Below are 26,661 nucleotides of genomic sequence, written 5' to 3'. Positions count from 1 at the left end.
CATAGCGGTGCTATGCTAAAATCTCCAAACAGTCTGATTTTCTTGCGATTGCAACACTTCCCGTAAACACGGGACAGGCTTCACCCCTGACATTGTCAGGGCGGAGAAATCCTATTACATAATCCGGGTTAAAGCTTTCAGGTAGAGGGGATTCAGAGATTTAGCCTTTACAAAATAAGCGGATTGAAACATTTTGATGAATTATGTGAGGATTTGGCTGGCTTTTTGGTGTATATACCTGATATTTAATTTATTGTAATGCAGAAAAACAATTTTATAGTTATTTTAACGATAATGTTACTTATTGTCCATGTTCCCATGGTCTCAGGGCAGAGTTATGGCACGAGTGCTGGTCTAAGGCTGGGCAATAATAATCAGGGTCGTATGCTGGGATTTACTTTACAGCAGCGTATCAAAAAGGGGCTTACGGTGGAAGGGATTCTTCAAAGTGACTTTGTTTACAATACCACTGCCCATGCCATATTAGAAAGGCATCGCCCATTGGTGACGAAAAGATTAAATTACTATTACGGTGCGGGTGTTTCTTTTGGAATAGAAGAAAGCCGTCAAAAAATACCTGAAAGCATGCAGATCATACAAACGTATGGCAACGGAACCGTAGGGGTGGATTTACTTGCAGGACTTGAACTCACCTTACTTGGGATCAATTTCTCAGTGGATTATAAGCCAAATATAAATATCGTTGGCAGACAGCCATGGTACAATGGGCAGGTTGGTATTTCAGCAAGGTCAGTTCTTGTAAAAGGGAATAAACAAAACAAGAAGAGAAGACAAAAAGCAAGGAATAAAAGACGCGGTAATCAAGAAGGATATTTTCATAATTTAATTGATTCTATTAAAAAGAAATAACCATGAGAAAATCACTAGTTGTATTTTTTACACTTGTATTAATGTTCCCCGTTCCATTATTATTTGGTCAATCTCCAGTAAAAATCGCCGTAGTTGGGCTTACTCATTCGCATGTTAACTGGATACTGGGCAGGGAGGCTAAAGGTGATGTTGAGATTGTAGGTATTGTGGAACCTGACAATGCTTTGGCCAATCGCTTGATGTCCCGTCATAATTTAAGTGAGGAGCTGCTTTATCCAGATATGGAATCCCTCTTTTCGGCTGTAAAGCCCGAAGCTGTTACGGCCTTTGGCTCCATTTACCAACATTTAGAAGTGGTGGAGGCCTGTGCCCCTCGTGGCATACATGTGATGGTTGAGAAGCCCTTGGCTGTCAGTATGGAACATGCAAAAAAGATGGCTGATCTGGCCAGGAAACATCAAATTCATCTGCTGACCAACTATGAAACTACCTGGTATGCCAGCAATCATGAAGTTAAAAAGCAACTAAAGGATAATGTAATTGGGCCGGTGAGGAGGGTCATTGTGAATGATGGTCATGAAGGGCCTATGGAAATCGGAGTCAATCAGGAGTTTTTGGATTGGTTGACCGATCCTGTGTTAAATGGAGGCGGAGCAGTTATTGATTTTGGTTGTTATGGCGCCAACCTGATGACTTGGTTAATGGATGGTCAAAAACCCATTTCTGTTACTGCGGAGCTTAAGCAAATCAAACCTGATATATATCCAAAAGTGGATGATGAGGCTACCATCTTGCTGGAGTATCCCAATACACAGGGAGTGATTCAGGCATCATGGAATTGGCCTTTTAGCAGAAAAGACATGGAGGTATATGGTAAAACAGGGTATTTGCTTGCCAAAAATAATACCTTATTGCTAAGCAGAAAAGAAGGGCAAAAGCAAGAGAAAGCTGAAAATCTAAGTCCCAGGGAAAACCCTTATAACGATCCTTTTTCCTATTTGGCGGCTGTTGTTAGGGGGAAAATAAAAGTTGAAGCCGATGATTTGTCTTCTTTGGAAAACAATCTTGTGGTTGTGGAGATCCTGGATGCTGCGAAGGAAAGTGCAAAGAAAGGGAAGCGAATTTACCTTAAATAATAGAGGCTCAAGTCAATTCCTTATTCTTTTGAAGATGTCTCAGTCGGTATGCTTGAATGGCGTTTTTTCCAAGCAATAGACTTAGTTTGTAATTGGCCACCGCACCAATTCCTGCGCCTATTATTGGGATCATTTGCGCCAATTTTGCCAAGTCCATAAAATCTCTGTATTCCAATTGAAATTGTCTCCAATCAAAATCATCTAGATTGTCTGGCAGGGTTTGGGAATAAGTGTCCCAGTTTTCTATAATGTTTATGGTTTCATTTCTGGTTTTTTGGGTTGAAAAAGTAAGCTTAAATACATAGAGAATAAATAACCGCTCTTTAAATTCCTTGGTTTCATGACCGAAGGCAGCAGCAATCTGGAAGAGCATTTTCATTTTTATCGCCAAGAAAGCCGGTAAGTCTGCAAAACCCATTAATATACCACCCGCTCCGGTGACAGCTCCTTCGACAGATGCTGTTCTAGTGTAAGCCTTTATACTTTTTCGGGCTTTTAATTCCCTATGCCTAAGTTGTCCGTAGAGGTAAGGCTTAGTGGAGATAAATTTATTGCCAATCAATACTCCTTTTACCATTTTTTCGATGGCAAATGTTACCGCTTGATGAATATTATCAGGTATGATATTATTTATAGACCTTTGCGTGCCGCTAGTTATTCTGCTAATTATCGAAGGGCTTTGGTGCTGTTTATCTAACCAGATTTTTAACTCCTTTCTGGCGAGAGATTCATATTGTTGGTCTATGTATTCTTTATTCATAGGCATGTTTTATTTATTATCTCTTTTTATAAATTCATCAGAAAACTTCACATCATTTTTTGGTTGAGCAAATTTTTCTTTGTTGAATGATTCGGATTCACCTTTGGGAATACTGAGGCTTCTCCAAGCACCAGTATGCAACATTTTTGCCAGATAGATCAATTGGCCAATATGTGAAGAATAATGTGCAAGTTGACGATTAACAGCTTCTATCAAGCAATGGGATTGATTTCTGATATATACCTGTTTGTTGAAATCATCTTCGGTACAATGATCCAAGGCATCGAATAGGGTATCCCAACCAATTTTCCAGGCCTTCATTATTTCTGTTCTGGATTTAAAGTCATTTCTAAATTCCCCTTCGCGGTCTCTCCAAGGTTTTTCTCCATCTGAAGTTAAAAACCCAGTCCACCTTGAAAGCATATTTCCGGACAAATGTTTGACTATAGTAGCCGCACTGTTGCAGTCCTCATTAAATTGCCAGAAAAGTTTCTCATCAGGAATTTGTTCCAAAGCTTTTTCGCCCTGACTTTTATAATAGCGGAATAGCTGAATAGTACTTTCAAGAAATTCTTGCTGTGGAGTTTTCATATCAGTTAGTTAAACGGAATTTGACAGCTTAGGTTAAACCCGAAATATGCAATAGACAATCTATTACGTGCTGAAATCGCTTTAAAATCAGTCACTTCGTTGCTGTTTTCAATTTCACCAAAGCGGTGCTATGCTAAAATATCCAAACAGTCTGATTTGCTTGCGATTGCAACACTTCCCGTAAACACGGGACAGGCTTCACCCTTGACTATTGTCAGGACGGAGAAATTCTATTACATAATCTGGGTTAAATTTTGTCTAGGAATGGGGGCTTCTTACTTTTACAAACATTTCTTAACACTTTCCGATGCATTGGAAAGCTTTGTCATACAATTCCATTTTCTTCTTTATGGCTCAAATTAGCTTTCAGTTAGGACGCATGGGAAAACAATAATGACGAAATACCGATCTGAATTAGCTACTTAACCTTAGGATGTACCGATTTTTTTAGCATTCGGCTTAAACTAGAAAAAGACAGCCATATAGGCTGTCTTTTTCTTATTAAAACATTTTTTAATTTGGTATTTAGATGCCAAATTCTTTCTTTATGGCTGTTACCTGATCGAGTTTTTCCCAAGTAAACAATTCCACGTCCAAAGTAATGGAAGCTTTGTCTGGAGCAATGAAGGTTTTGGTTACAACTTCATTTTCTCTACCCATATGACCATAAGCAGCAGTCTCTTCATAGATAGGGTTTCTCAGTTTAAGCCTGTTTTCAATTGCAAAAGGTCGCATGTCAAATAATTGCTCTATTTTACGAGCTATTTCCCCATCCGACAAAGCAACATTGGCTGTGCCGTAAGTATTGACATACAATCCCATAGGTTTTGCAACGCCAATTGCGTAAGAAACCTGTACCAATACTTCATCTGCAACACCTGCGGCGACCATGTTTTTGGCAATATGCCGTGTAGCATAGGCTGCAGACCTATCCACTTTGGAAGGATCTTTACCTGAGAAAGCACCGCCACCATGAGCCCCTTTGCCACCGTAGGTATCTACTATAATTTTTCGCCCAGTAAGGCCAGTGTCCCCATGAGGGCCACCAATCACAAATTTACCGGTAGGGTTGATATGGTACTGAATTTTGTCAGTGAAAAGCTTTTGTATGGCTTCCGGGAGTTGGGCTTTAACCCTTGGAATTAGAATTTTTATAATGTCATTCTGAATTTTTTCCAACATGGGTTTTTCCATGTCAAATTCATCATGTTGGGTTGATACTACAATGGAGTCAATTTTTTCGGGAGTATTGTCATCACTGTATTGTATAGTGACTTGTGCTTTTGAATCAGGTCGCAGGTATTTTATCTCATTGTTCTCTCTTCGCAAAGCCGCAAGTTCTTTCAATAGGCGGTGAGACAAATCAAGTCCTAGAGGAATAAAATTACTGGTTTCTTTGGTAGCATAACCAAACATCATCCCTTGGTCTCCTGCTCCTTGTTCTTCAGGATTGCCTCGGTCTACTCCTTGATTTATATCAGGAGACTGTTCATGTATGGCTGAAAGAACCCCGCATGAACTACCATCAAACATGTACTCACTTTTGGTGTAGCCCACCCTGTTGATAACATCCCGAGCAATTTTTTGAACATCCAAGTAGGTAGATGAATTGACCTCTCCAGCTAGAATTACTTGGCCTGTAGTAACTAGGGTTTCACAGGCCACTTTTGCATTGGGATCAAAAGCCAAAAAGTTATCAATAATTGCATCTGAAATTTGATCAGATATTTTATCTGGGTGACCTTCGGAGACAGATTCCGAAGTGAATAAATAGGACATACACTGCGTTTTTTGATTAAAGTGTAAATTTACATCTAAAGCCTAAAATTAAAAACTATATTTTCAAAACGCATGCTTTATTAAGTATAGTATCTATTAAAAAACCTTGGAGCGAAAAAAGACAGGCCCAATGAAAGGTACATTATTCCGGCAAGAAACTGCACCCAAAGAAAAACGTGCCCTACACCATAATTACCTATAGAGGGGTAATAATAGGTTAAAATGAAGAATATATAGCGTTCGCCATAAGAGAAAAGAATAAGCGAGGCCATCCAAAAATAGGGTAAAGACAAAAGGTTGACGTCTCTAAATTTACTTTGTTTTAATATGTCTTTAAAAAAGATCACACTGTAGGACAAAACCAAACCATGCCCAAGAAGATAGGTATAGGATTGTAGGGACTCATTTATGGGCTGTAAATATAAACTATTCAATAAACCAATAATTAAAAATCCGCTAATGGCGGGTAATACTGTTTTTTGGAGCTGACAACTAAAAGGCAGTTGGCTGAAAAGCAATAGCATAGCTGTAGGTCTGATATAGACATATAGCAAATTAAATAAGTATGAATCTTGGACTAAGTTTGCTTCTGATTTGGTCCAAATAAATACAGAAAGAAGTTCTGTAAATAGGATGAACAATACTAGGAAATTTATTTTTCTGTATTCTTTTGGGTGAAAGCCCAATAAAAGATACAGTGTGGCAAACAAAATCCCAAGTAAAAGCGCTATGGAATAGAATGACAATTGCATAAGACTACATTAGATGTCTGCAAGTTATCAAGAACTAAAATTTCCCACAATACCCTGAACAGGGTATTTTATTTGCATAAAAATGAAAAAAGAGTCATTCTGTTTAGGAATGACTCTTCTTAAATAAACAAATTATGGTTTTAACCCGGATTATGTAATAGAATGTCTATTGCATATTTCGGGTTTAATCTTATTTTACGGGAACTTCGCTTTCGCTGTCAATTTCTCTTTTCATTAAATCTACAACTACCGGAGTAGCAATATAGATAGAAGAATAGGTACCCACCAATACACCAATTAATAAGGCAAAGGAAAAGCCTCTTAATACTTCACCGCCAAATATAAGCAACACCAAAACAACGATCAGAGTAGTTGCGGAAGTAATAAGTGTTCTGGCCATGGTTTGATTGATAGCATCATTGAACATTTGTACCATTTTACTAGTACCTCGGTTAGAAATATTCTCTCTGATCCTATCAAATACGATAACGGTATCATTTATTGAATAACCAATTACTGTCAACACGGCAGCAATAAATACTTGATCAATTTCAAATGTGGCACCAAAAGCACTTGCTATTGCAAAGGCTGCGATAACAAAGAAGGTATCATGAATAAGGGCAATGATAGATGCCAATGAGAATTGCCATTTTCTAAATCTTAATAAGATGTAAAGGAAGATGGCCACAAGGGAGAAAAACATAGCTTCCAAAGAAGAGTTTTTGATGTCATCGGCCACTGTAGCACCAACTTTATTAGAGCCTGTAATAGAGAAATCATTTCCGGAAAGTTTGGTAGCGTCCTCCAGATAACTAAATCCTGTGACTGCAGCAATACCATTTCTTACCCTGTCTTCTACTTCCCTGTTGGCAGCGTCATTGTCTTCATTTACCAAATAAGAGGTGGTTACCTTTAATACATTGTTGGCACCATAGGTTTTGACTTCCACGGCTCCATCAAATTCACTGTCAAGACCTACTTTTAATTCTGAAGCAGGAACTGATTCGCTGAATTCAACAATGTAATAACGACCACCTGTAAAATCAACTCCGAATTTGATGCCGGAAGTCAATGCAAGTATCATTCCGACAACAATTATACCGGTAGAGATTAAATAAGCAACTTTACGTTTGCCCAAGAAATCAATGTTCAAGTCACTGAATAAGTTTTTTGCAAATGGAGTAGCAAAAGAAATATTACTTTTATCACCTTTTTTACTCATCCAGTAAACGATCACTCTTGTGATAAATACGGAAGAGAAGAAAGAAGATGCAATACCTATCATAAGTACGATAGCAAATCCTTTAACAGGACCTTGACCCAATGCATACAAGATTGCTCCTGTAAGGAAAGTAGTAACGTTTGAATCGAGAATGGCACTGAAAGCCTTGTCATACCCACTGCTAATCGCTTGTAGAATACCCGATCCATTTTTAAGTTCCTCTTTAATCCTTTCGAAGATCAGAACGTTTGCATCAATGGACATACCAATCGTAAGTACGATACCAGCAATACCTGGTAGTGTAAGTGCAGCTCCTAGTTGAGCAAGAATACCTAAAATAAAGAAGATATTAAACAATAAAGCTGCAATGGCTACAAATCCACCTTTTGAGTAGTAGGCTATCATAAACAATACAACCAAAAGTAGACCGGCAATCATAGAGTTGATACCTTGACTTCTAGCTTCAACACCCAAAGTTGGACCAACGATGGCTTCCTCCACGATATTGGTAGGTGCAGGAAGTGTACCTGATTTTAAGATATTGGCCAAATCCTTGGCTTCTTCCATTGTGAAATTCCCTGTGATCTCGGATTGTCCGGAAGGAATTTCTCCTTGTACTGTAGGAGCTGTGTATACATAATTGTCCAATACAACAGCTATTCTTTTACCGATGTTTTCTGAAGTAAGTTTTCTCCAGTTTCTAGCACCTTCAGCATTCATTTGCATGCTTACTGCCGGCCTTGAAGCCTGATCTAGAGATTGTCTGGCATCTGTGATTACATCACCTTCTAAAGGAGCCTGATCTGTACCACGAGGGGCTTTGATAGCGTGTAACTCCAATAACTCAACTCCATCCTGCACCTGAGGCTTGACAGACCACATGAATTTTATATCTCTTGGAAGTAAAGATTTCACATCATCTCTTTTCAATACCCTGTTGATGGCAATGGTGTCTCTTAATTCATAGACTAAGCCGTAATTGGCTTTTAGTAATGCGAATAAAGGAGAAGCTTCAGTTCCTAATGAATCAGCATCTGTTCCGCCTTCAGCAAGTTGTTTTGCTAAATCACTTTCCAATCCTGTTGTATCAGCAGCTGCAGATGTTTCAGTAGAACCATTTGCTTGCTTTTGACTTCTTGCTTCTTCAACCAGGTAAGTATTCACCTGCTGTAAAGCATCACCAAACTCGTTTATTTCTGCTACTTGCCAAAACTGTAATTTGGCAACTCCCTGAAGGAGGTTTCTTACTCTCTCTGCATTGTCAACACCAGGAAGCTCAATTTGAATCCTACCCGTGTTTTGAATCCTTTGGATATTTGGCTGTGAAGTACCGAATCGGTCAATTCTGGTTCTAAGAATATTAAAAGACCTGTCGATAGCATTTTCTACTTCACTGTCAATGATACTTAGTATATCAGCATCAGATGTCTCCAAGGAGATTCTTCCTCTATTTGCAGCAGTAGCAAATATTGTATTCAATGACTTGTTACCGGCTTTTTCTTGCCAAGCTTGGTAAAAGATGTTTACAAATTTATCATTTACTGTTTTTGCACGTTCTCTAGCAACATCAACTGCTTCATTGAAAACAGCATCCTTGCTGCCTCCAGCTAGGCCTTTAACTATTTCTACTGGAGAAACTTCCAGTGTTACATGCATACCTCCCTGAAGATCTAGCCCTAATCCTAGTTCTGTATTTTTAACTTCTTGATAGGTAAATGGTAGACCTAAGAAATTATAAACCGGCTCTCTCCATATAGAATCCAAGTAGGTTTGTCTTTTGTCAAAATCGACATTACCCGACTCGTCGGTTGCATAGGTAGTGGCTTTCTCATGTACATTGTTTGATACCAATGTAAAAGACAAGTAATACAGGCATAGGGCTGTAATGACCACCGTAAAAAAAACGATTATCCCTTTGTTTTTCATGTTTGTTGATTGATTATTAAATGTTGTGTTTGATTTTATATAGAATTTCCATTTGAATCAAAGATTCAATGAAGCTATTAAAAAAAGTAGGAGTGTATTACTCAGGGTGCGTTGACAGAAATAATCTGTTCAAAAAGTATTTTGAATAATTGATTGTATTCAAGGTCAGTACCTAAATTGAAATTGGTTTGGGGTCGGTCGGCAATAACAATTTCATAGATAAAGTGGTAGGCATAATCTAAAGCATACATGACAAAAGGTACTACGGCATCTATACTCGTATGGATAAAAGTACGGGTGTCGTCAGATTGTCCATCTTCATTGTCCGAAGATAAATCCAATTGTACTGCCAAAGAATTTTCCTTGGAATCTATGCTTAACATTAATTCTGAACTTGAAACGAATACGCAAAAAAGCATTACTATAAGTAATGTGAGCCTTTGGCGCATTAATCCTTTATTTTTTCTGTTCAGTTTCATGGGTTGCAAATATAAAAAAGTTTTTCCAATTAAGGCATGGCTGTCCTTTTTAATTTTTATTAGTAAACCTTCTGTAAAACAGTTGTTTATGTCTATTCTTGCTGTGAAGTATGGAAAATAAGGGCATTGGTATGGACAGTAGAGGTAGAGGAAATGAATAATATCAAGTCTGTTCCTTACCTATTTTGAAACGCAAAAATGTTTTTATTACCTCTAAAGCCTTTTCAAAATCGCTGTTATTGGGCACGATCAGGTCTGCATCATGTTTAAATGGAGCAATGTACTTTTCGTAAGTAGGCATAACGTGCCTTTCATAGCGGTAAAGCACGTCGTCAAGATCATAACCACGCTCTACTTTGTCTCTTACTATTCTTCTTTTTAACTTAATGTGTTCCTTGGCATCTATATAAACCTTTAAGTCCAATAGATTGGCAAGTTCTGGGTAGTACAATACAAAAATTCCTTCAACCACCACTACAGGAGCAGGGGTGAAAGTTAACATTTTTGGTTTTTTGTTGGGGTTATTAAAGGTGTACTCTTGTCTGGCAATGGTCTGACCATCTTGTATCTTCCGAATATCTTCCGCATACTGTTCGAAGTCTATGGAATCCGGTGTGTCAAAATTATGTATACCGCGCTCATCCGTAGGCTGCTGATGCCTGGGTTTGTAATAGTTGTCCTGAGAAATCAAACATACCTGTCCAGGCTCAAAAGAATGTAAAAGCTTGTCTAGGAAGTGTGTTTTACCCGAAGCGCTTCCTCCAGTAATTCCTATGATAAATGGTTTGGTCATAAAATGATGATTACAGATTTCATGTGTAGTAAAGCAAGTCCTAAGCTCTTTCTTTTAAAAAGTTGGCCAGTAACCTGACGGCCTTCCCTCTATGGCTAATGGTGTTTTTTTCTTCCAAAGACAATTCAGCAAAGGTCTTGTCAAAACCCAAAGGCTTGAAAATAGGGTCGTAACCAAAACCACCTTCTCCGGACCTTACTTCCAATAGTTCTCCTTCTGCCTTGCCTTCAAAAGCCCACTCATCCTTCCCGATTATCAAAGCGATGATGGTTCTGAATGCAGCTTTTCGGTCCTTTTTCCCATCCATATTTTTCAAAAGTAAATCGACATTTCTGTCATCACTCCTTGGGTCTCCAGCATACCTGCCAGAATAAACACCCGGAGCACCGTCCAAAGCAGCTACTTCTAATCCTGTGTCATCGGCAAAACAATCCACACCGTAATGGGTTTTGACGTAACGGGCTTTCTGGAAAGCATTGTCTTCTAGCTTGTCGCCTGTTTCAGGTAATTCCTCCTTACATCCGATTTCCTCCAGGGAGACAATTTCAAATTCCTCGCCCAAAGCAGCCCTTACCTCTTTTAGTTTCTTTAAATTATTTGTCGCAAAACAGATTTTCATAACGTGAAATTACTTTAGCTTTTTCAAAATCCTTCTCTAAAACTTACTTTTTTGATTGAAAAGAAACAATTTGGCTTTAATCCTTATCTTTGGATTCATTTTTCATGGAACCAATCGTTCCTAAAATTTACAGGTTTTATTTATTTCTTTTTAGCTTTGAACCTCAAATAAGGGAGAGAACAACAATATCTTGGATTTTGACTCATGCCCTTCAAATGAAGAGTAGTAAGAAGCTTTCTGCTTTTTCAAATGACCATATTCACCCTGACTTAGGGTATCAAAATAATATTATATTATGTTTCCACTAAAAAACATTACCGTCTACTGCGGATCAAGTACTGGAATACTTCCAGAATACACTAGTCAGGCCAAGGCTTTGGCCAAAGAAATGGTCAATAGAAAGCTGGGGCTTGTATATGGTGCAGGCAATGTAGGCCTCATGGGCGTGATTGCCGATGAGATGTTAGCCTCAAAAAGCCAAGTCTATGGAATAATCCCTCAAAAACTAGTAGACATAGAAGTGGCGCATCAGGGCTGCACGGACTTGATTGTGGTAGAAACCATGCGGGACAGGAAATGGCTAATGGCCGAAAAGGGGGATGGCTTTATCGCCATGCCTGGGGGAATAGGAACATTGGAAGAGTTATTTGAAATCATGACCCTCAACCAATTGATGTACATACAGAAACCATTGGCGTTGTACAATGTGTCGGGTTATTACGACAAGTTATTGGACTTTTTAACTCATGTTGGTGACCAGGGCTTTTTAAAGCCGGACCAATTGAGCAATTTGATTGTTGCTGCTGATCCTGTGGAGTTACTGGATAAAATGGAAGCTTACCAACCTTCCGGCACTCCTGATTGGCTTCGTAAGAAAAAACAATAGCTAATGCAAATTGCGATTTAGGGGGTACTGTTGCAGGGAAAAGTAGCATTACCCCCTAAATTCTGTGGTACGAATTGTTTTTGTTAAGCATTCATGCCTCTACCTACAAAAAAAATATTCCACGTCAGTTTTTTTTAGCTTTGATTTCACAAGCCTCGTCATCTAGAATATCCTATGCGTCGCATTGGCTTATTATTGTGGTGTGTTTTTCATTTCTTTTTTTACCCTCTCCCAATAAGCTTTCCTCATCCAATACCAGACTCGGTTGTATACTTTGTACCAAAATTTAAAAAATCGATTTGTTCGTTTCTTGTAGGTCTTTTGCCATTTGGAAAATAGCCAGTCCCTATCAAAGCCCTCCCATTCACCTGCTACACTGAAGAGGTTCATTTGGAGTACTGGAAAGACTTCATAGCGGTCAATATCCATGATTTCCTCAAGGTTGTAAGGGGCCTTATGAAAAGCCCTACAAATTTCTGCAAAGTCTTCGTCTTGTAGTTGCGTGTCCAGGTAAAATTTGGAAAGTGCTTCCCAAATTGGTTTTTTGTTCGCTATGTCCGTTTCGGTCTGATTCAAGGTTGATTTTCCAACTAGCTATCTAATGTGATAATAAGTTGTTTTTTATCCAAGTTAAGCTTTCGAGCAAAGGGGCAGTGAATAGATCTCAATATTAATGCATAGAACTAAAATAGGCCCATGTTGTTAGGCCTGTCTTTGAAATAGGGTAAGATGGGTTGCTTCGCCCATTTCAGCTTCAGTACTGCTTAAATGAAAGATTTGCTTTAAACCACAGCTTTCAAATGATTTAATGTACTCCTGATTTAAAAGCCATGGTGGTCCATTTTCAAAAGCTCTTTTATCTTGTTGTGTTTCAGTGATAACCAATAATTTGCCCTTATCTGCTACAAAGTCTGAAATATGCTTTATCAAAGTTTTTTCATACTTAGGTGGAAGGGCTTGAATAGTGTAGATTTCCAGTACAAAATCAAATTTCCGGTTCCAGTCTGGAATTCCTTTTAACAAATCGGATTGAATAAATTCAACCTTAGAATTTGGAAACCTGGTTTTACAAAGTTCAATAGCGCTGTTTGAAACATCAAATGCTGTTACCTTAAAGCCTTGTGATTCAAGTTCAATGGCATCGTCACCCATGCCACAACCAATTACCAAAGCTGTTTTTCCTTTATGTGTATTTGGGTTTTTCCTTATCCAACTTTTAAACACAGGATGGGGAGCCATATTTGCCCAAGGAATGCCTTCGCCATCTTCATTGGCTTCAGAATAAAGTTTCTCAAACCAATCGGTAGGTTTATTTTCTTCTACGCCTAATCTGTTTTTTGTTTTTTCGTCCATTTGGGAATTCAATTTAATATTATATAACTGTTAGGAAAAAAGATCGTATTTATACCTTTTTGAAGCTGTTGCAATCCCTTTGGTAACTATCATTAATATATGCGCTTTAAATGTGGGGAGATGTTGGCATTGTTGTAGTTACAGGTAGCTTAAGATTGGAACCGTGACCTATAGTAAGTATCAGTTTCAGTATTTTTTTATGGGCCTTGGAACCAAACTGGTCCCTGAGCCTGTCGAAGGGGCTAGATCATTCCTTTTGGTATGTATCATAATTACCTTTTGTATTCATTTTTAAGAATATTAAGCATGTTATTTAATTCTAAGGCGCTGTCTAGTTCATTTTTTGAGCTGAATTTTAGGTGGTTTTTATGATTGGCAAGCTCAATTAAGTGATAAACTTCATTGCTGTCATTTTCAAAGAGCAGATCAGGGATTTGAGTTACTACCATATGTGATTTACTCAGATAAATATTTTTAACAGTAAATGGGACTAACATATTATTATTGGTACGATTTAAAGGATCTTCAGCGTAAAAAATATGTGGATGCTCCCAACTATCGATTGACATTAGCCAAAAATTTGGAACAATTTTTTCAGGTCCATAAGTATCCCAGTTACATGCGGTAACTAGAACTACCGATAAGAATAAGTATGGTAAAGGTTTTATGGACATTGGGTAAGGGGCCAGGATGCTGATTGGGTAAACACTAGAAGTATTATAAGGGAGAATGCAAACCTATATACTGGGATGGAGTGCATGTTTCTGTCGGAAATTTTTAGCTCGGACTTCTCGTCTGCAAACAGTACTTTTTTACCCAATTGAAATGTTTAGGTGTTTTCCTAATCCTTTTTCAATCAGCTTGTTGTAAGTTGAAATTTGAATGTCACTTAGGCCTCTCTCTATTCTTGAAATATAGCTTTTTTTAGTTCCAGTTTTTTCTGCAAGTTGTTCTTTTGTCCTATTGGCCTGCTGTCTAGCTTCTTTTAGCATAAGGCCAAGTTGAAAAGCTAGTGAACCTGAGTCATATTGGTCTCTTGATTCAGTTTCTTTTTGTCCATATTTACTCACCAATAAATCTTCAAAGTCTGTTATATTCTTCATATCAGTTGTTTTTTTCTTTCCAAGAATAATTAGGTATGCTATCCATTTTTTTATTGCTGAAATCTTTACAAATTTTATAGTCCCGACAATTGAATGCCAAAGTTGAGTTCATTTAAAGTTGGCGCTTTCGGGCTTTAAACCAATCCAATAAAAGCTTATCCCAATTCAAATGTAGTTAACCCATAAACCTTGTCAATCCTCATATTTGGAGATTTGCCGTAATACATTCTTGCGCACTCAAATATATACTTTGCATCAAATGCTTCAATAAGGTTTAATGCCCCTTGATTTATGATAGGAATATCAATATACAGTGGTTTACCTATCACTGAATTTAAACAAGCTTTATAAAGCTCCTCTGCAATGAATTCAGAATCTGCAAATAAAGGGCAGATTTTATATCCTGTATTCGCTTTCCTTACGATGGAAAATCCCTTAATTTGACCATTCTCAATATACTTAAATGTCTTGATGTCAGGTAGTTTTAGCCAGGGAATAATAAACTGTGGACGTGAAAATCCAAAACATTGTTTATCATAGGCTAAGATTGAGGATATATCCTCCTCGACTATTTGGGAAATATTTTTATCAATCTTGAATGCCATTCCTTCCTTTTCATAGCGAATATCCCTAAAGGCAATTTTAAAGCCGCCTTTTTGATAGAATGGTTGCAAAGCCAAAACGCCATCCATTCCTATTGAAGAACCCTTATTTAATCTTGACAACAAGGCATCTCGTCTTTGATACCATAGTTTCCTCCCAATTCCAAAGGACCTGTATGCTGGCTTAACAATGAAAAAGCCCATAAAGCCGAATTCCATATTGTATGAGACAATCGATCCGCCAGCAATCAGATCAGCATTGTGAAAATATCCATAAAAGCCTTCTGGATCTGTTGACCAATACGCATCAGCATCATTTGGACCAGGGTTCCATCCCTCTTCTTCAGCCCATTTCAATAAAGTCTTTAAGCCTTCAAAATCTAATTTCTTAAATTGTAATTGATCTATATTTACCACAAGCAATTTTTTATTTTACCCGTAACCCTATTCAAATAGGCTACATGCTAGTTTTTAATATTAATTCAGTAAGCATTTATCAAACGCCTATGTCCTCATTCCATAAATCCTTATTGGCTTCAATAAAGGATCTCATTATTTCTTTACAGGTAGGATCATTGATGACAACAACTTCAACACCTCTTTCTTTTAACAATTTTTCCTCTCCTACAAACGTCTCATTCTCGCCAATAACTACTTTAGGGATTCCATAGAGCAAAATAGTACCAGAACACATGGAACAAGGAGACAAGGTTGTGTATATGACACATTCGCTATAAACACTGGCAGATTGCCTCCCGGCATTCTCAAGCGCATCCATTTCGCCATGAAGGATTACACTGCTATTTTGTACTCGACGATTATGTCCGCGACCTATAATTTTCCTGTCATGAACAAGGACAGACCCAATAGGTATGCCTCCTTCAGCCAGACCTGTTTTAGCTTCTTTAATTGCTTCTAAAAGAAATTCATTCATTGTTTTCTAATTATGTTTAATGGCCCGAATATGAAGCGTACCGACCGAAAGGGAAGTCTGATTTCATATAATTTGTTAGTAGGTTTATTTTTAATCAAATGTAAACTTCACATGGCCAAACAAATTGGGCGAACCTGGAGTAGTCCATAAAACAGGAAAGCCCTCTTTCGGAATACTGATAATGGTACCCATGATGGTGCTACCATTAAGTATAGGTGGAGTTGATTTTAACTCTTTCAATCCTTCAAAATCTATATTGTAAGCACTGTCTTCTAAAATTTCATTGGCAAGATTTAACCTTCTATGGGTATGGCCAAAGCTACTATCGTTTAGGTCTTTATCGATCTCGTAAATGACAGGAGCGTTTTCTTGAAGGGTATGATTCGTATGCGCTATAAAATGCTGTTTCTTATTGTCAATAGCTTCAATATTATCTTCCCAAGTTTCTACTGCAATAGCAGTTTCTCTGTCGGCTATTAAGTAATTCATTGAGGTTCCAAAATCTACCTTTTTGAGATATTCAAGAGATTCAGTAATGTTCTTTGACTCCATTATTTTTCGTACATTAAATGAAACAGGAATTCCTTTATTAGATACAGGCATATCTATTATTGTATTTATTCCTACCGCAACACCATAACTGTTAACGCCATTTTGACCAATCTGACCAGCAAATGTTTGTTGGAGTAGGATTAAATCTGAATTTGGGTACTTAATTTTTAAGACAGTTACTGCACCTTCATGATAACTGGGAAGGTCATTATTATGTGTAAGAAAATTGGCTTGGTTTTCTCTGCCAAAAACACCAATTGTTGTGCAATGTCCTTCATTTGACTTAAAATGGTTACCAGCTTCTAAATAAGAATAAAACTCATCAAAACTTTGATAAGAAAAAAGTATATCAAAATCAACTTGAGCGCCATCAACAATTCCTTGAAATTCATTGAACAATTCAGGCAATTGGTCTTTGACCGATTGAATATATCCCTTACCAGTCGCAAAATCAGAAATGGCTTCTTTAGGAACTTTTATAGTTGTATTATCCTCTATCCAGTTTTCAAAATTCTTCAAAGATCTTTTGATGACAAAGGCAAGAGCTCTTCCATGTTGAAAGCCTCTTTCGTATGCAGTATTACCATTCAATTCTACATAGTAAATTCCTTGTCTGAACTCGACAGTAGGTATTTTTATTTCTTTTATTTGTGATGATGCTGAATAGCTAACACTTAGTAAAAGGACAAATAGAAAAGTATGTTTTTTCATATTTAGAATTTCGACCCATATCTGGGAATTTTGTCATTCTATTGTTATTGAAATTTGTAAAAATTCCTGTTTTACCAGAGGACTTGCGTATATATACACTATGTATCAGGCTCCTACGGTTTGTTTTTCTTTATCAAATTAAGGATTTCGAACAAGGAATCCAGTGAAACGACTCACTTTTTATAGGGAAAAGCTAAAATAAGATCTTGATGCTATGACTGTTCGGTTTAAATGGAAGATTAGGAATAAAAAAATGTGCTTGGTAGCATAAGATTGGAACCCTGTTCTATTGATAACTTCAGCTACGGTCTTATATTTCGATACTGATCCTGCCGAAGGGGGTATTCAGAAAAGCCCTTTACGATTGCCTCAATGCCGGGTATTTTGGCAAGCTATTAAATTAATCCTTTGAATCTCCAGACGGTTTACCTGTGCATTCCAAATGTCATAGGGGAGGAATTATGCCTACTGCTGAGGTATTTATGTTGGGTTGATACCTGTTGTCGAGATCCTTACTTAACTTTTTACGGCATGGGATAATCCAAAGAGAATTTGCTTGTAGGACGTGTCAGGAACTCATCCGTTACAGGGGAATAGGTCTGAACCTCAATGCTGTTTTTCTCAGGGTAGAAAGTCATGATACGTAAGAAACCACTTCCTGCCTTGATCTCAGGCTTGTCCCAATACCAGTAATCTGCCTGAACCTGATGTACAATATTTCCATGCTTGCCTTTGCTGCTCAGCAAATTCTCCATGGCATGACCGGAAAGAACCAAAAAGATATTCTTGTGTTGGCTGACAAATTTTTCCCACATCTCTTCCCCTGAGTTGCCTTTCACCAAATAGTTGTCCGCAACTGTTCGTTCTCCCTTTTTTCTGGTTAGATAACTGTGGGTGACGATGATGGTCCTGTATTCAGGATGCTGTGCAACGACATTATTCGCCCATGCAAGTATTTCGTCCCGAGGTTTAAACTCCAGACTAAGCACTAGAAACTTCATCTCGCCTTCTATTATGAAGAGGTAGTAGTTTTCGATCTTCCCTTCTTCATGGAAATGTAGCTTTTTATTACTGCCAAAAAGCGGGTTGTACAAAGGGTTGTTTGTGAAACGAGAAGGTTGGAAGTAGGTGCTAAGTAGGCTTTCACGTGTATGGCTCGTTTTATGGTCTTTGGCTGAGTATCCCATATCATGATTTCCCGGGGATAATATGTAGGGAACGGTATTGTCAAGGGTTTTGAAAGCGGTATCTGCTATCTTCCATTCTTCATCGTGCCCTGTCTGTGTGATATCCCCAACATGTGCGACTAAGGCAATATTCAGCTTCTTCCTGTTCTTTTTGATCCACTCCGTCTGCGAAAAGAAACTGGCACGCTGATCACCTATACCCGGCCAGTGTTTTTGCGTCTCCTTATGTCTAGTGTCCGCATAGCCTTGGGTGTCAGGTAGAACGATAATCGTAAAAGGTTTACTTTTGGCGCTTTTGCTAAGGGAGGCACATCCATTAATAAAACCAAAAATAACGATGAACCCTAGCGGTAAAAGCAAAAGCATCCCTCTGCCCCAATTAGTATATTTCATAAGTAGCTTGATTATTTCTTAGCCAACAAATTTGAAAAATTATACCAAATATAGTCCTGTTATTTTGTTAAATCTTGTAGTGTCAATTTTACAAGATGGCAGTATGATCTGGTCAGTTGGGTTTTAGTGCAAATTGCTTACTTTAAACGGTTGTCAACTGCCCCGTTAATTTTCGTATTGATAGTTTATCCTATGACATACAGTGTATTTGTGTAAATTAGTTGGGTGGTTAGATGCCTAATCTAGCGAATAAAAACGACATAGCTTATGTACCAATTGTATTGTAAATGATTTTTATTCAATGGTTTTACAGCATGGGGGTTGGTATTGGAACATCTAAATTATTCTGATGGGAAGAAAAGCTATGCTGAAGCAGGTCGTTAGTCTAACACTTACATAGCAGTACAATTTTTTAAACAAAACTTTGCGAAATTAGAGGAAATAGCCCACCATGTAAGATGCCCGCGGTCAAGGGTAATGGCATAGGGTTCAAATGGGATTGATTTTTTCCGCACATGGATTTTCTCTCTTGGTTGTTCATATAATTCAATTTTTTATCAGAACCTTATTGTAAATTGCATACTGAAATCATTTTATGTATAAAAAACAGTATTCAGAATTAACCTGAAATGAAAATCACAGCCGGGTTGACAGGGACACAAGGATTGCGTATTTGTCTGTTTGTATTATTGGCTTACATTTTTTTCTTTATCACTGCTTGTAAGCAAAGTCCTGAAGAAATAAATTCAGCCACTCCATTGGGGGAATTCGATCCGCAGGAAAGCACCTTTATCTGCTGGACACCCCAATTCCAAGAGATAACGCTCAAGCTTATTCAAGAAATCGCCAAAGTCGATCATGTCACGTTATTCTACAACCAAAGCAATCACCAACCTGAAAATCTAGAAAAAATTTTTAAGCAAGCAGCCATTAATTTAGAAAATGTCTCCATGACTCCTTTTAAACTGGAAAAAGACAATATTTGGATCAGGGATTATGGACCAATACTTGTGCATAATGAGGAGGGTCAGGAGGAAATGGTTAATTTTCAATACCACCATGAAGAAAACCAGGAATACAACCTCTTCAATGAGCAGTATGCCTCAAAAATGAGAATCCCTTTTATGAGGAGCAGGCTGTACAGCGCTGGAGGAGGTCGAGAGATCAATGGCAGGGGAACCATTATTTTAGTCGAAGGGCATGAAAAATACATTAATCCGGGTTTAAGTCTGGAAGAAATTGAAATTGAATACAAACAACATCTGAATCAAAAAAACGTCATTTGGCTTAAAAAGGGTATTCCGCAAGACGATCTGTTTGATCATGGACCAGTGATCGACAATATTTATGGCAATGGAGTTCATTGGCATTTGGATGAGTTCTGCCGCTTTGCTGATGCCCAAACCATCTTGTTGGCTCAGGTAGATCCGGCAGACCTCTCATTGGATCCATTCTATCAGGTGGTGCATGATAGGTTGGAAGAAAGCTATCAGATTCTAAAAAAGGCAAGGGATCAGGATGGAAAACCTTTTAAGATCATCAGGGTACCCCAGGCACCTATTATATTTGATCAGGGAAATTATAACGGGCAGCCAATCTTTTATACGCCTGTTACCAGCTATTTAAATTTTGTCTTAACCAATAATTTGGTAGTGATACCTGCCTATTACAGTCCGGGTGATCCTGATTTTATCCGGCAAAAAGATGAAGAGGCTAAAAACGCTTTCCAAGAAGTATTTAAAAGCAGAAAAGTAGTGATGATCAATGCTACAGAACTTAATTATAGTGGTGGAGGGCTGCACTGTATTACCATGCATAAGCCCAAAGTGAAAAAGCCATCCAAGCTCAGGCTTAAAATCAATAATGCCCTTAAAAGACTGAAAGGATAAACCTCATTCTGAAATTTATCCAATGATTCAGTTCTTTTTACCTCATTGTCTTTTTTACATTCTACATAGAAAAGACAGCCCCAATTTTTCAGATATTATGTAATTTAAATGGAGGTGAATTTATAATAAGGTGCCGAGGTCAAAAGAATAAATATTGCCCATTTCATCAGAGAAAAATATAAGTTTAGGTTCATCGGGTAAAAAACTAGCCTTACTAGAGGTGACATCTCCGTTTTTTCCTAGGATATTGGTTTTAAGTTGAATTAATTCTCTAAACTGCCAGTTGTCATTCTCCTTAATTATTTCATTAACAGAAATAAAATACAGATTGTCTTCTCGATTTCTCACAGCGTGTATTTCAAAAATCTTCCCCGATGCCACATGGTTAATGATAGGGCGGCTAGGGCTTCTTTGTTGGGTTAGGTTCTCGTAGGGAATGTTGGTCCAATTGCCTTTAATATCCCTTTCTCGCAATACAAACTGAGGTTGATTCATATTGTCCACACTGTTTTTGGTCACCAAAATCATTTCTCCATTTTCAAATTCCGTAGCATTTAAATGATCGTCTGCATTATTGTCTCCCTGTTGAACGATTATAGGCTGTGACCATTGATTAAAGGTATCGCCATCATGGTGAATTTTCTCCATGATAGATTGCGTGTTTTGGTTAGACCAAATCACAGATACTTGTCCTTTTAACCCAACTATTAATGAGATGTCATCGGCGTTAATGTCATCCGCAAGTGTAAAGGGATTGGACCAATCCTGACCGTTTAGCGAATGCCAAACCATGATATTTTCATTCATATCAGCACTAACCCAAAATTGATTTTTTGAATCCTGGGTAATGGTTGCCGTTTCTATAGAATTACATTGCTTTGGAATGGGAAGATTAACCTTCCATTGATGTTCATATTGCTTGGTAGCGGGAGCATAAGTTAATTTAACTACCGTCAAGGCACATTCGTCCACCAAGACCATATGCGTCTCATCATCTTTGCTCAATACATCAGCCCTAGGTGGTAAACCCTTTAATGCTTGGTTAACCTTGGACTGACTGGTCCATCCTACAGCGTCTTTTTTCAATAGTTTAGGTCCGTCTTTATCACCAACTATTAACCATTGACCATGTTTATTGGTCCATGATTTTGATTGAGGTTTGTCTGCCGTGGCATTCCCATAATCAACCTTAAAAATAGGGTCTAAATAAAGCTCAGGGGTTTTTGTTTCTTGAGAATAGGACTGATGACTGGACAGCAAAAAACAAATAAGGGCCAAAAAAAAGGGCAAAGTACTTTTAGGTTTCATAAGGCTTGTAATTTGGCAATAAAATTAAACAATAAAATTTCAGAGCAGATTAAAAAATAGTTTCTATTTAACCCGGATTATGTAATAGGATTCGTTATGAGTGGTGTAATCACAATAAAATCAGGCTATTTGCCTGATTTTTTCCTTTAATCGCACCATGTGGACAGGTAGGTGAAAAATCTGCACCTGCCCATTTTTATCTCATTCTCCTTCTTTAAAGGTGTATTTTATATAACTTCCAATAACTGTTTTGTCCCGATACAATAACTTACCAATTTGCTCTTGATTCTGCAAAATGTGTCATTATCAAAAATAGCTTCAGCCTTAGTTAGGCCATTAGCACTTTGATAGATTTCATTTTGGCAATTCGTTTTTATTTCTTTTTAATATTCTGAAATATTATTTCGGCGAATTGGGCTGAGAGTAAATATTAATCTTTTTAACTTTTTATTGAAGAACCCTAATGGAGGGCAGAATACACTTCCACTTAGCAAAAAGCAATTCTTTTTTAAGAGAATTTTGAAGGGACTTTTATTCGACTAGCACATTGTTTTTTATTAATTTTGAAATCCATATATTAATTATACCTGCTCATATAATTTAATTTTACCATCGTTCAATATTTTTCGTACAGTTGCCCAAAAACTAAGTAAGGTGGATGTCGACCTATCTGAAAGATCAGAAAGTAGTAATAAGTTGTTTACAAATTCAATTATATTACTATTGTTGGGTTGATGATAGGCCATGTTCCATTCAGGAAAATATCTTTTGTCAACAGGATTTTCCCAAAGTAAAGTAACAGTGTTATGTCGTTTATCTGACTTTATTTTATTATAGACATTGAGAACGTCCTCTTTCTCTCCTTCAAGAATTTGGACGAAGCGATTGTTATGATAAATTAGGCAACCAGTAATATTTTTTTCTGAGTTCACTGCATTCGCTTTCTTCAGAATATTGTCTAATTCTTCAAAATTTAATCCTGGTTTTGATATTGAATGGTAATTTAACTGATACATGTACTATAGATTAATGCTTTACTATTGGTATGGGTAAGGAAAGTGACAGTTTTTCAACCTACTAAAGATTAATTTGGTATAAAAATCTATCAAAATAGTTGTTGTTTCCTTACTTTGTTTGTGCCCTGTATGGGCATTTGGCATCAAAGATAGCTAATATTTCAAAAGGTGTTACCCAAGGAATAGCAAGAAGGCCTATTAATTCGTGGGGTTGGAACTTCCCTTTACCTAATTGACTTTGCCTTGTGATTTTTAACAATAAATCGTTTTATTTTTTTTCTCCAATTGGTTGAACCCGATTTTGTTTTCTTAATTTGGGCAGAACGGTCTTGTATATTAATAGTTAGGGGTTGATGTGGGGAGGATTTTTTAGTGAGAAAATCACAGGAAACAAAATCACAACGACCTTGGGTTAAGCATAAAATTGGGTAATTATTTTTTGCGTCGTGCGTGCAAAACATGGGCAGCTACTTTCGAAGATAGCAAATTAATCCAGAGGTTGAAAATCTGTGTGAACCATTAAAAAGTTGCAATTCTAACCCTAATTTCTCACAGGTTTGGTTTGCCAAAAGGAGCTAGGTGAACTGGCAAAAAAACAGCTGGACAATAGTTTAAAGTCCGAGGTCTATTATTACTATTACATTGTCACGGCTGAGAAGAAAAAGGTATTGCCTCAAAACACAATCTATAATTCATTGAAATAGGGTTGAGCAAATAAAAATATTTTCTTGCCATTTAGTGGAGACCAAGAATGCATGGCAGCCACGAGAATTCCAGTTGACCGGAATTGTGTGAGGGGGGGCTCCGCAAGCTTGAGGACAACCACTCGGTTGTGTGAATTAAATCGTTGAGGGTAAATAGCAGTTATTTTCCCTTCTCTCAATACAATCTAGGACTATTCTTTTCTATTTTGAAAAGGACTTACATTCTGTAAGTCTCTTCAAGTCCTTAACAATTTGGAGGGGGCTACTTATAAAATAGCCTATTCTTTTGAGTTCAACAATAAATTAGACAGGTAAATTGATATTCTATATGCTAGGTTTCAGTACATAAGTTAGTAAATAAATTGCCGACTCAAAGTCTTCTTGGGTTTTTGTTAGCTAGGATAATACTATATAAATGAAGTGTTCTACCTGAATTTAACCAATAAATTAAGTCAGTAGCGATTATTATTTAACCAAAATAGTTGTCTTAAAAATATTTGGAGATTTGCCACAAAAGATTTTGTAGGACGGATAATAGACACCTAGGCGCTTAAACTTGGTCAATATTGAATCGTTAAACAGACCATTATAATATCAAATACCAAGTTTGGCTTTCACCAATGCTGTAACATCAATACTTTCTTCTGCAAATAGTAGACTCTGTTGGTCAAAAATGGCATTATAACCCTGTTCTTGGGCTACTAATTTAATCGCTTCATTTATTCGGTCATAAATAGGTTGTATAAGCTCATCGCGTTTATCCTGTAGGGTAGAAACCATTTCCTGCTCGAATTTTCCAATATTCTGTTGTTCTTTTTGGAGGAGTTCGGTTTGGTTTCGCTTTTCAACCGGAGTTATTTCACCTTTCGCAATTTTATCTTCCAAGTCGAGAACCTTAGCTTGAAAAATTTCCACCATAACCTGACTTTTTTCTTGAAGCTGTTTCTGAAACGCCTCCAAATTTCTTTCTGCTTGTTCCAAAGCCGGTGTTTCGGCCAAAATTTCTGAAGTATTTACATAGGCAAAAGATTGGGCATTGATAGATGTTGCTGTTAAGAGCCAAAATCCAATGACTGCAAAGGATAGTTTAAATTGAAACATAGGTCTTTTAAGTTTTTGAGTTTGGTTAAATATACAATTTTATTGGATTCAGATGTTACTTGTGGTTCTAAATTAGCTTGTCCGCCAAGAGGTATTATAATTTTAGCAGCATGAATAAAATTGGTTCTTCAATCCAAGCTAATTTAATTGCACTTTCAATATCGATCAAAGCTTATTCTACTTCGTTCCAAACATCCTTATTGTGGTAAAACATGATTCTAATAATAATTTTGTAAACCTCATGTCACCTTTGAAGTAAATTCAAAATTATAAGGGGTTCTAAATGAATTTTCTGACTCATCAATTTCTGGGTAAAACAGATTTCCTGCTCATGAATTGTATTTGTTCCAAAAGGGAAGTTTTAGTGTTTATTTCATGTTAAACGTATACAATTCAGGTTTGGCAAAATCACCATCCATTTGTTGAGGAAGACGGTAAACATTGCCCTCCCTATCACAGAAATATAATCTTGATTCTGAAGGTTCGCGCCCGTGTCCGTCTGCCCAGAAAGCGTAGAAGTCGGGATTCACATCTACAGGACGTCTGGCATAACTATGATTGTATTTGCTATTCCAGGTTAACATTTTCAGTTTTGTCCAGGTTTTACCCTGGTCTTTGCTGTCCCACATTTCCATTTCCCCACCAGTATTGTAATCTTGTGGTCCCATTGCTGTGGGGGCGATTACTCTCCAGCTTCCATCCTCTTCTACATAGATGGAACCTCCGTCATAGTTATTTCCTGCTGGAGTGAAATATTGGATTTCCCACTGTCTCCCACTCCACCAGGCAGTATGCCACATTCTGGGGCCATGAACGGGTCCCGGTAAGGGACCATTACTTGTTTTGTACAGGATGATGGGTCTTCCTTGCTTATCGAAATTTAAATCGTCAATATAAACATTACGATCTTCTGCGTCATAATTGTGTATCAAAGCCTTATTGGATACCTCAGTAAGTGGCAAATCTATAGCGGAACCGTCGACAGTTTTCCAGGTTTTCCCAAAATCATCCGACTGAAGATAATACAGATTGGTTCGGAAGTCCAAACCACCTCTTACTTTTCTGTCGGGGTGGTACATGAAGGTAGTACCGATTCGCTTTCCCTGATTGGCACTTGTTTGGTAGTGCCCACTCCCCAATAGCGACAAGTCTTTCCACTCAGACCAATTTATTCCGTCTTCACTCTTCATCCAGGAAATTACACGTCCACCAATTTGTTCATAATGTGTGAAAAGTCCAATAAAACCTTCTGTATCAGAGTAGTATATTTGCATGTAAGAAAAGTTGTTCAGGGGCACTTTTTTGCCATCCACAGTTTTGGTAGCCGGCATCAACTGAAATTTTGAAATGTCGTAGGGTTTTACACTCCTATGAATAAAAGCAGGCCGTTCGACTCCGTGAGCGGTCGAAAAAAGCCATATGTAACCCTCTTTGTCCACTTGTAGTACGGGGTTGTCATGGGCATCCTCGGTGGCTTTGTCGAGAACTATGGTTGGGCGAGGTACTTGTCCTGTTTTGTGATCAAAATAGGAGACCATGTGTAGCAGCGTTTTTCCACTTTGGTCGGTTCCACCGTAGCAGAAAAAGGTTTTGCTAACTTCTTCCACATAAACTGAGAAAGGGTATTGCGTAGCACCATAAGTCCCCAGCCCCCCGCTATATTTATACTTGTACTGGTTGGTGACCTTTCCTGCCTGTCCGGCAGTATTGATATAATACCAAATTCCTTTGTACCCTTCAGCTTGCTTATTTATCAATCTGGCTTCACCATAAATATCGCTTTGAGCTTTTACCGAATTAAGCCCTAAAACCAACCAAAATGATATAAGGATTATCTTTTTAATGGCTTCCATAATTTATTATAGTCTATTTTGAGTTATTTGATATATATCTTCATTGAACGAATTCTAATAAGACAGGAAGCCAGCAGTTATTGTCGGGATTTACATATTAGAAGTACCGTTAATATTTAACACTTTAAGCTATGAAAAAAAAATGTAATTTTCATTGAAAAAGTCTGTTAAACCCGGATTA

24 protein-coding genes are annotated in these 26,661 nt (G+C 37.6%); 4 read left to right on the top strand and 20 right to left on the bottom strand.

Annotated features, from left to right (window positions below; translation table 11 throughout):
• Nucleotides 1-258: 258 nt before the first annotated feature.
• Both CA2015_RS07025 and CA2015_RS07020 read left to right on the top strand, forming a co-directional pair.
• Nucleotides 259-870 (top strand): hypothetical protein, encoded by a 612-nt coding sequence (locus CA2015_RS07025; RefSeq protein WP_048641272.1) that lies wholly within the window; start codon nucleotides 259-261, stop codon nucleotides 868-870.
• A gap of 2 nt (nucleotides 871-872) precedes the next feature.
• A complete protein-coding gene (locus CA2015_RS07020; RefSeq protein WP_048641271.1) occupies nucleotides 873-1,967 on the top strand; it encodes a Gfo/Idh/MocA family protein in 1,095 nt (364 codons plus the stop codon).
• Between the two features lie 7 nt (nucleotides 1,968-1,974).
• On the opposite strand, the gene CA2015_RS07015 is transcribed toward CA2015_RS07020, so the two are convergent.
• The 8 genes from CA2015_RS07015 to CA2015_RS06980 form a co-directional block, all read right to left on the bottom strand.
• The gene (locus CA2015_RS07015) at nucleotides 1,975-2,727 is read right to left on the bottom strand and encodes an EcsC family protein (protein ID WP_316934199.1); all 753 of its coding nucleotides are present in this window, start codon (nucleotides 2,725-2,727) and stop codon (nucleotides 1,975-1,977) included.
• Between the two features lie 9 nt (nucleotides 2,728-2,736).
• Nucleotides 2,737-3,318: a DUF1572 family protein gene (locus CA2015_RS07010; RefSeq protein ID WP_048641269.1), complete on the bottom strand. Its 582-nt coding sequence runs from the start codon at nucleotides 3,316-3,318 to the stop codon at nucleotides 2,737-2,739.
• Nucleotides 3,319-3,843: 525 nt separating this feature from the next.
• Entirely contained in the window at nucleotides 3,844-5,097 is a 1,254-nt protein-coding gene (gene metK, locus CA2015_RS07005) for a methionine adenosyltransferase (RefSeq protein ID WP_048641268.1), read from the bottom strand.
• 80 nt (nucleotides 5,098-5,177) lie between these two features.
• Nucleotides 5,178-5,849 carry a hypothetical protein gene (locus tag CA2015_RS07000; RefSeq protein ID WP_048641267.1) on the bottom strand — a complete coding sequence of 224 codons (672 nt, stop codon included), beginning with the start codon at nucleotides 5,847-5,849 and terminating at the stop codon, nucleotides 5,178-5,180.
• A gap of 190 nt (nucleotides 5,850-6,039) precedes the next feature.
• Nucleotides 6,040-8,997, bottom strand: a complete 2,958-nt coding sequence (gene secDF / locus CA2015_RS06995) for a protein translocase subunit SecDF (protein ID WP_048641266.1) — start codon at nucleotides 8,995-8,997, stop codon at nucleotides 6,040-6,042.
• 101 nt (nucleotides 8,998-9,098) lie between these two features.
• On the bottom strand, nucleotides 9,099-9,476 hold the full coding sequence (locus CA2015_RS06990) for a hypothetical protein (RefSeq protein ID WP_157470357.1): 378 nt from the start codon (nucleotides 9,474-9,476) through the stop codon (nucleotides 9,099-9,101).
• A 163-nt stretch (nucleotides 9,477-9,639) separates the two neighbouring features.
• The gene (gene udk, locus CA2015_RS06985) at nucleotides 9,640-10,269 is read right to left on the bottom strand and encodes a uridine kinase (protein WP_048641264.1); all 630 of its coding nucleotides are present in this window, start codon (nucleotides 10,267-10,269) and stop codon (nucleotides 9,640-9,642) included.
• A 40-nt stretch (nucleotides 10,270-10,309) separates the two neighbouring features.
• Entirely contained in the window at nucleotides 10,310-10,888 is a 579-nt protein-coding gene (locus CA2015_RS06980; protein WP_048641263.1) for a non-canonical purine NTP diphosphatase, read from the bottom strand.
• Nucleotides 10,889-11,183: 295 nt separating this feature from the next.
• Here CA2015_RS06980 and CA2015_RS06970 point away from each other — a divergent pair, with 295 nt between their 5' ends.
• Nucleotides 11,184-11,774, top strand: coding sequence for an LOG family protein (locus tag CA2015_RS06970; RefSeq protein WP_048641261.1), 591 nt, complete (start codon nucleotides 11,184-11,186; stop codon nucleotides 11,772-11,774).
• 192 nt (nucleotides 11,775-11,966) lie between these two features.
• Here the strand turns inward: CA2015_RS06970 and CA2015_RS06965 are convergent, their stop codons facing one another.
• The 8 genes from CA2015_RS06965 to CA2015_RS06930 all read right to left on the bottom strand — a co-directional run bounded on the left by CA2015_RS06965 (nucleotide 11,967) and on the right by CA2015_RS06930 (nucleotide 18,609).
• Nucleotides 11,967-12,350, bottom strand: a complete 384-nt coding sequence (locus CA2015_RS06965; RefSeq protein WP_048641260.1) for a DUF7079 family protein — start codon at nucleotides 12,348-12,350, stop codon at nucleotides 11,967-11,969.
• A 126-nt stretch (nucleotides 12,351-12,476) separates the two neighbouring features.
• Nucleotides 12,477-13,127, bottom strand: coding sequence for a class I SAM-dependent methyltransferase (locus CA2015_RS06960; protein ID WP_048641259.1), 651 nt, complete (start codon nucleotides 13,125-13,127; stop codon nucleotides 12,477-12,479).
• A 272-nt stretch (nucleotides 13,128-13,399) separates the two neighbouring features.
• Complete coding sequence (locus CA2015_RS06955) at nucleotides 13,400-13,696, bottom strand: hypothetical protein (RefSeq protein ID WP_169786469.1); 297 nt, start codon at nucleotides 13,694-13,696, stop codon at nucleotides 13,400-13,402.
• Nucleotides 13,697-13,939: 243 nt separating this feature from the next.
• Nucleotides 13,940-14,230 (bottom strand): helix-turn-helix domain-containing protein, encoded by a 291-nt coding sequence (locus CA2015_RS06950; RefSeq protein WP_048641257.1) that lies wholly within the window; start codon nucleotides 14,228-14,230, stop codon nucleotides 13,940-13,942.
• Between the two features lie 155 nt (nucleotides 14,231-14,385).
• Nucleotides 14,386-15,249, bottom strand: coding sequence for a GNAT family N-acetyltransferase (locus CA2015_RS06945; protein WP_048644399.1), 864 nt, complete (start codon nucleotides 15,247-15,249; stop codon nucleotides 14,386-14,388).
• A gap of 79 nt (nucleotides 15,250-15,328) precedes the next feature.
• Nucleotides 15,329-15,766, bottom strand: coding sequence for a nucleoside deaminase (locus tag CA2015_RS06940; protein ID WP_048641256.1), 438 nt, complete (start codon nucleotides 15,764-15,766; stop codon nucleotides 15,329-15,331).
• 90 nt (nucleotides 15,767-15,856) lie between these two features.
• On the bottom strand, nucleotides 15,857-17,029 hold the full coding sequence (locus CA2015_RS06935; RefSeq protein ID WP_048641255.1) for a C45 family autoproteolytic acyltransferase/hydolase: 1,173 nt from the start codon (nucleotides 17,027-17,029) through the stop codon (nucleotides 15,857-15,859).
• 524 nt (nucleotides 17,030-17,553) lie between these two features.
• Nucleotides 17,554-18,609, bottom strand: a complete 1,056-nt coding sequence (locus CA2015_RS06930) for a metallophosphoesterase (protein WP_048641254.1) — start codon at nucleotides 18,607-18,609, stop codon at nucleotides 17,554-17,556.
• A gap of 629 nt (nucleotides 18,610-19,238) precedes the next feature.
• On the opposite strand from CA2015_RS06930, the gene CA2015_RS06925 reads away from it, so the two are divergent.
• Nucleotides 19,239-20,498, top strand: coding sequence for an agmatine deiminase family protein (locus CA2015_RS06925; protein WP_048641253.1), 1,260 nt, complete (start codon nucleotides 19,239-19,241; stop codon nucleotides 20,496-20,498).
• Nucleotides 20,499-20,618: 120 nt separating this feature from the next.
• Here CA2015_RS06925 and CA2015_RS06920 read toward each other — a convergent pair whose 3' ends face one another.
• The 4 genes from CA2015_RS06920 to CA2015_RS06905 form a co-directional block, all read right to left on the bottom strand.
• Complete coding sequence (locus CA2015_RS06920) at nucleotides 20,619-21,806, bottom strand: hypothetical protein (RefSeq protein ID WP_048641252.1); 1,188 nt, start codon at nucleotides 21,804-21,806, stop codon at nucleotides 20,619-20,621.
• Between the two features lie 581 nt (nucleotides 21,807-22,387).
• Nucleotides 22,388-22,822 carry a BLUF domain-containing protein gene (locus CA2015_RS06915; RefSeq protein WP_048641251.1) on the bottom strand — a complete coding sequence of 145 codons (435 nt, stop codon included), beginning with the start codon at nucleotides 22,820-22,822 and terminating at the stop codon, nucleotides 22,388-22,390.
• Nucleotides 22,823-24,120: 1,298 nt separating this feature from the next.
• Entirely contained in the window at nucleotides 24,121-24,627 is a 507-nt protein-coding gene (locus CA2015_RS06910) for an OmpH family outer membrane protein (protein ID WP_048641250.1), read from the bottom strand.
• A gap of 368 nt (nucleotides 24,628-24,995) precedes the next feature.
• A complete protein-coding gene (locus tag CA2015_RS06905) occupies nucleotides 24,996-26,480 on the bottom strand; it encodes a BNR-4 repeat-containing protein (RefSeq protein WP_157470354.1) in 1,485 nt (494 codons plus the stop codon).
• Nucleotides 26,481-26,661: the final 181 nt, after the last annotated feature.

Source organism: Cyclobacterium amurskyense, assembly GCF_001050135.1.
Taxonomy (GTDB): Bacteria; Bacteroidota; Bacteroidia; order Cytophagales; family Cyclobacteriaceae; genus Cyclobacterium; species Cyclobacterium amurskyense.
This window is presented reverse-complemented; position numbering and strand designations above follow the sequence as displayed.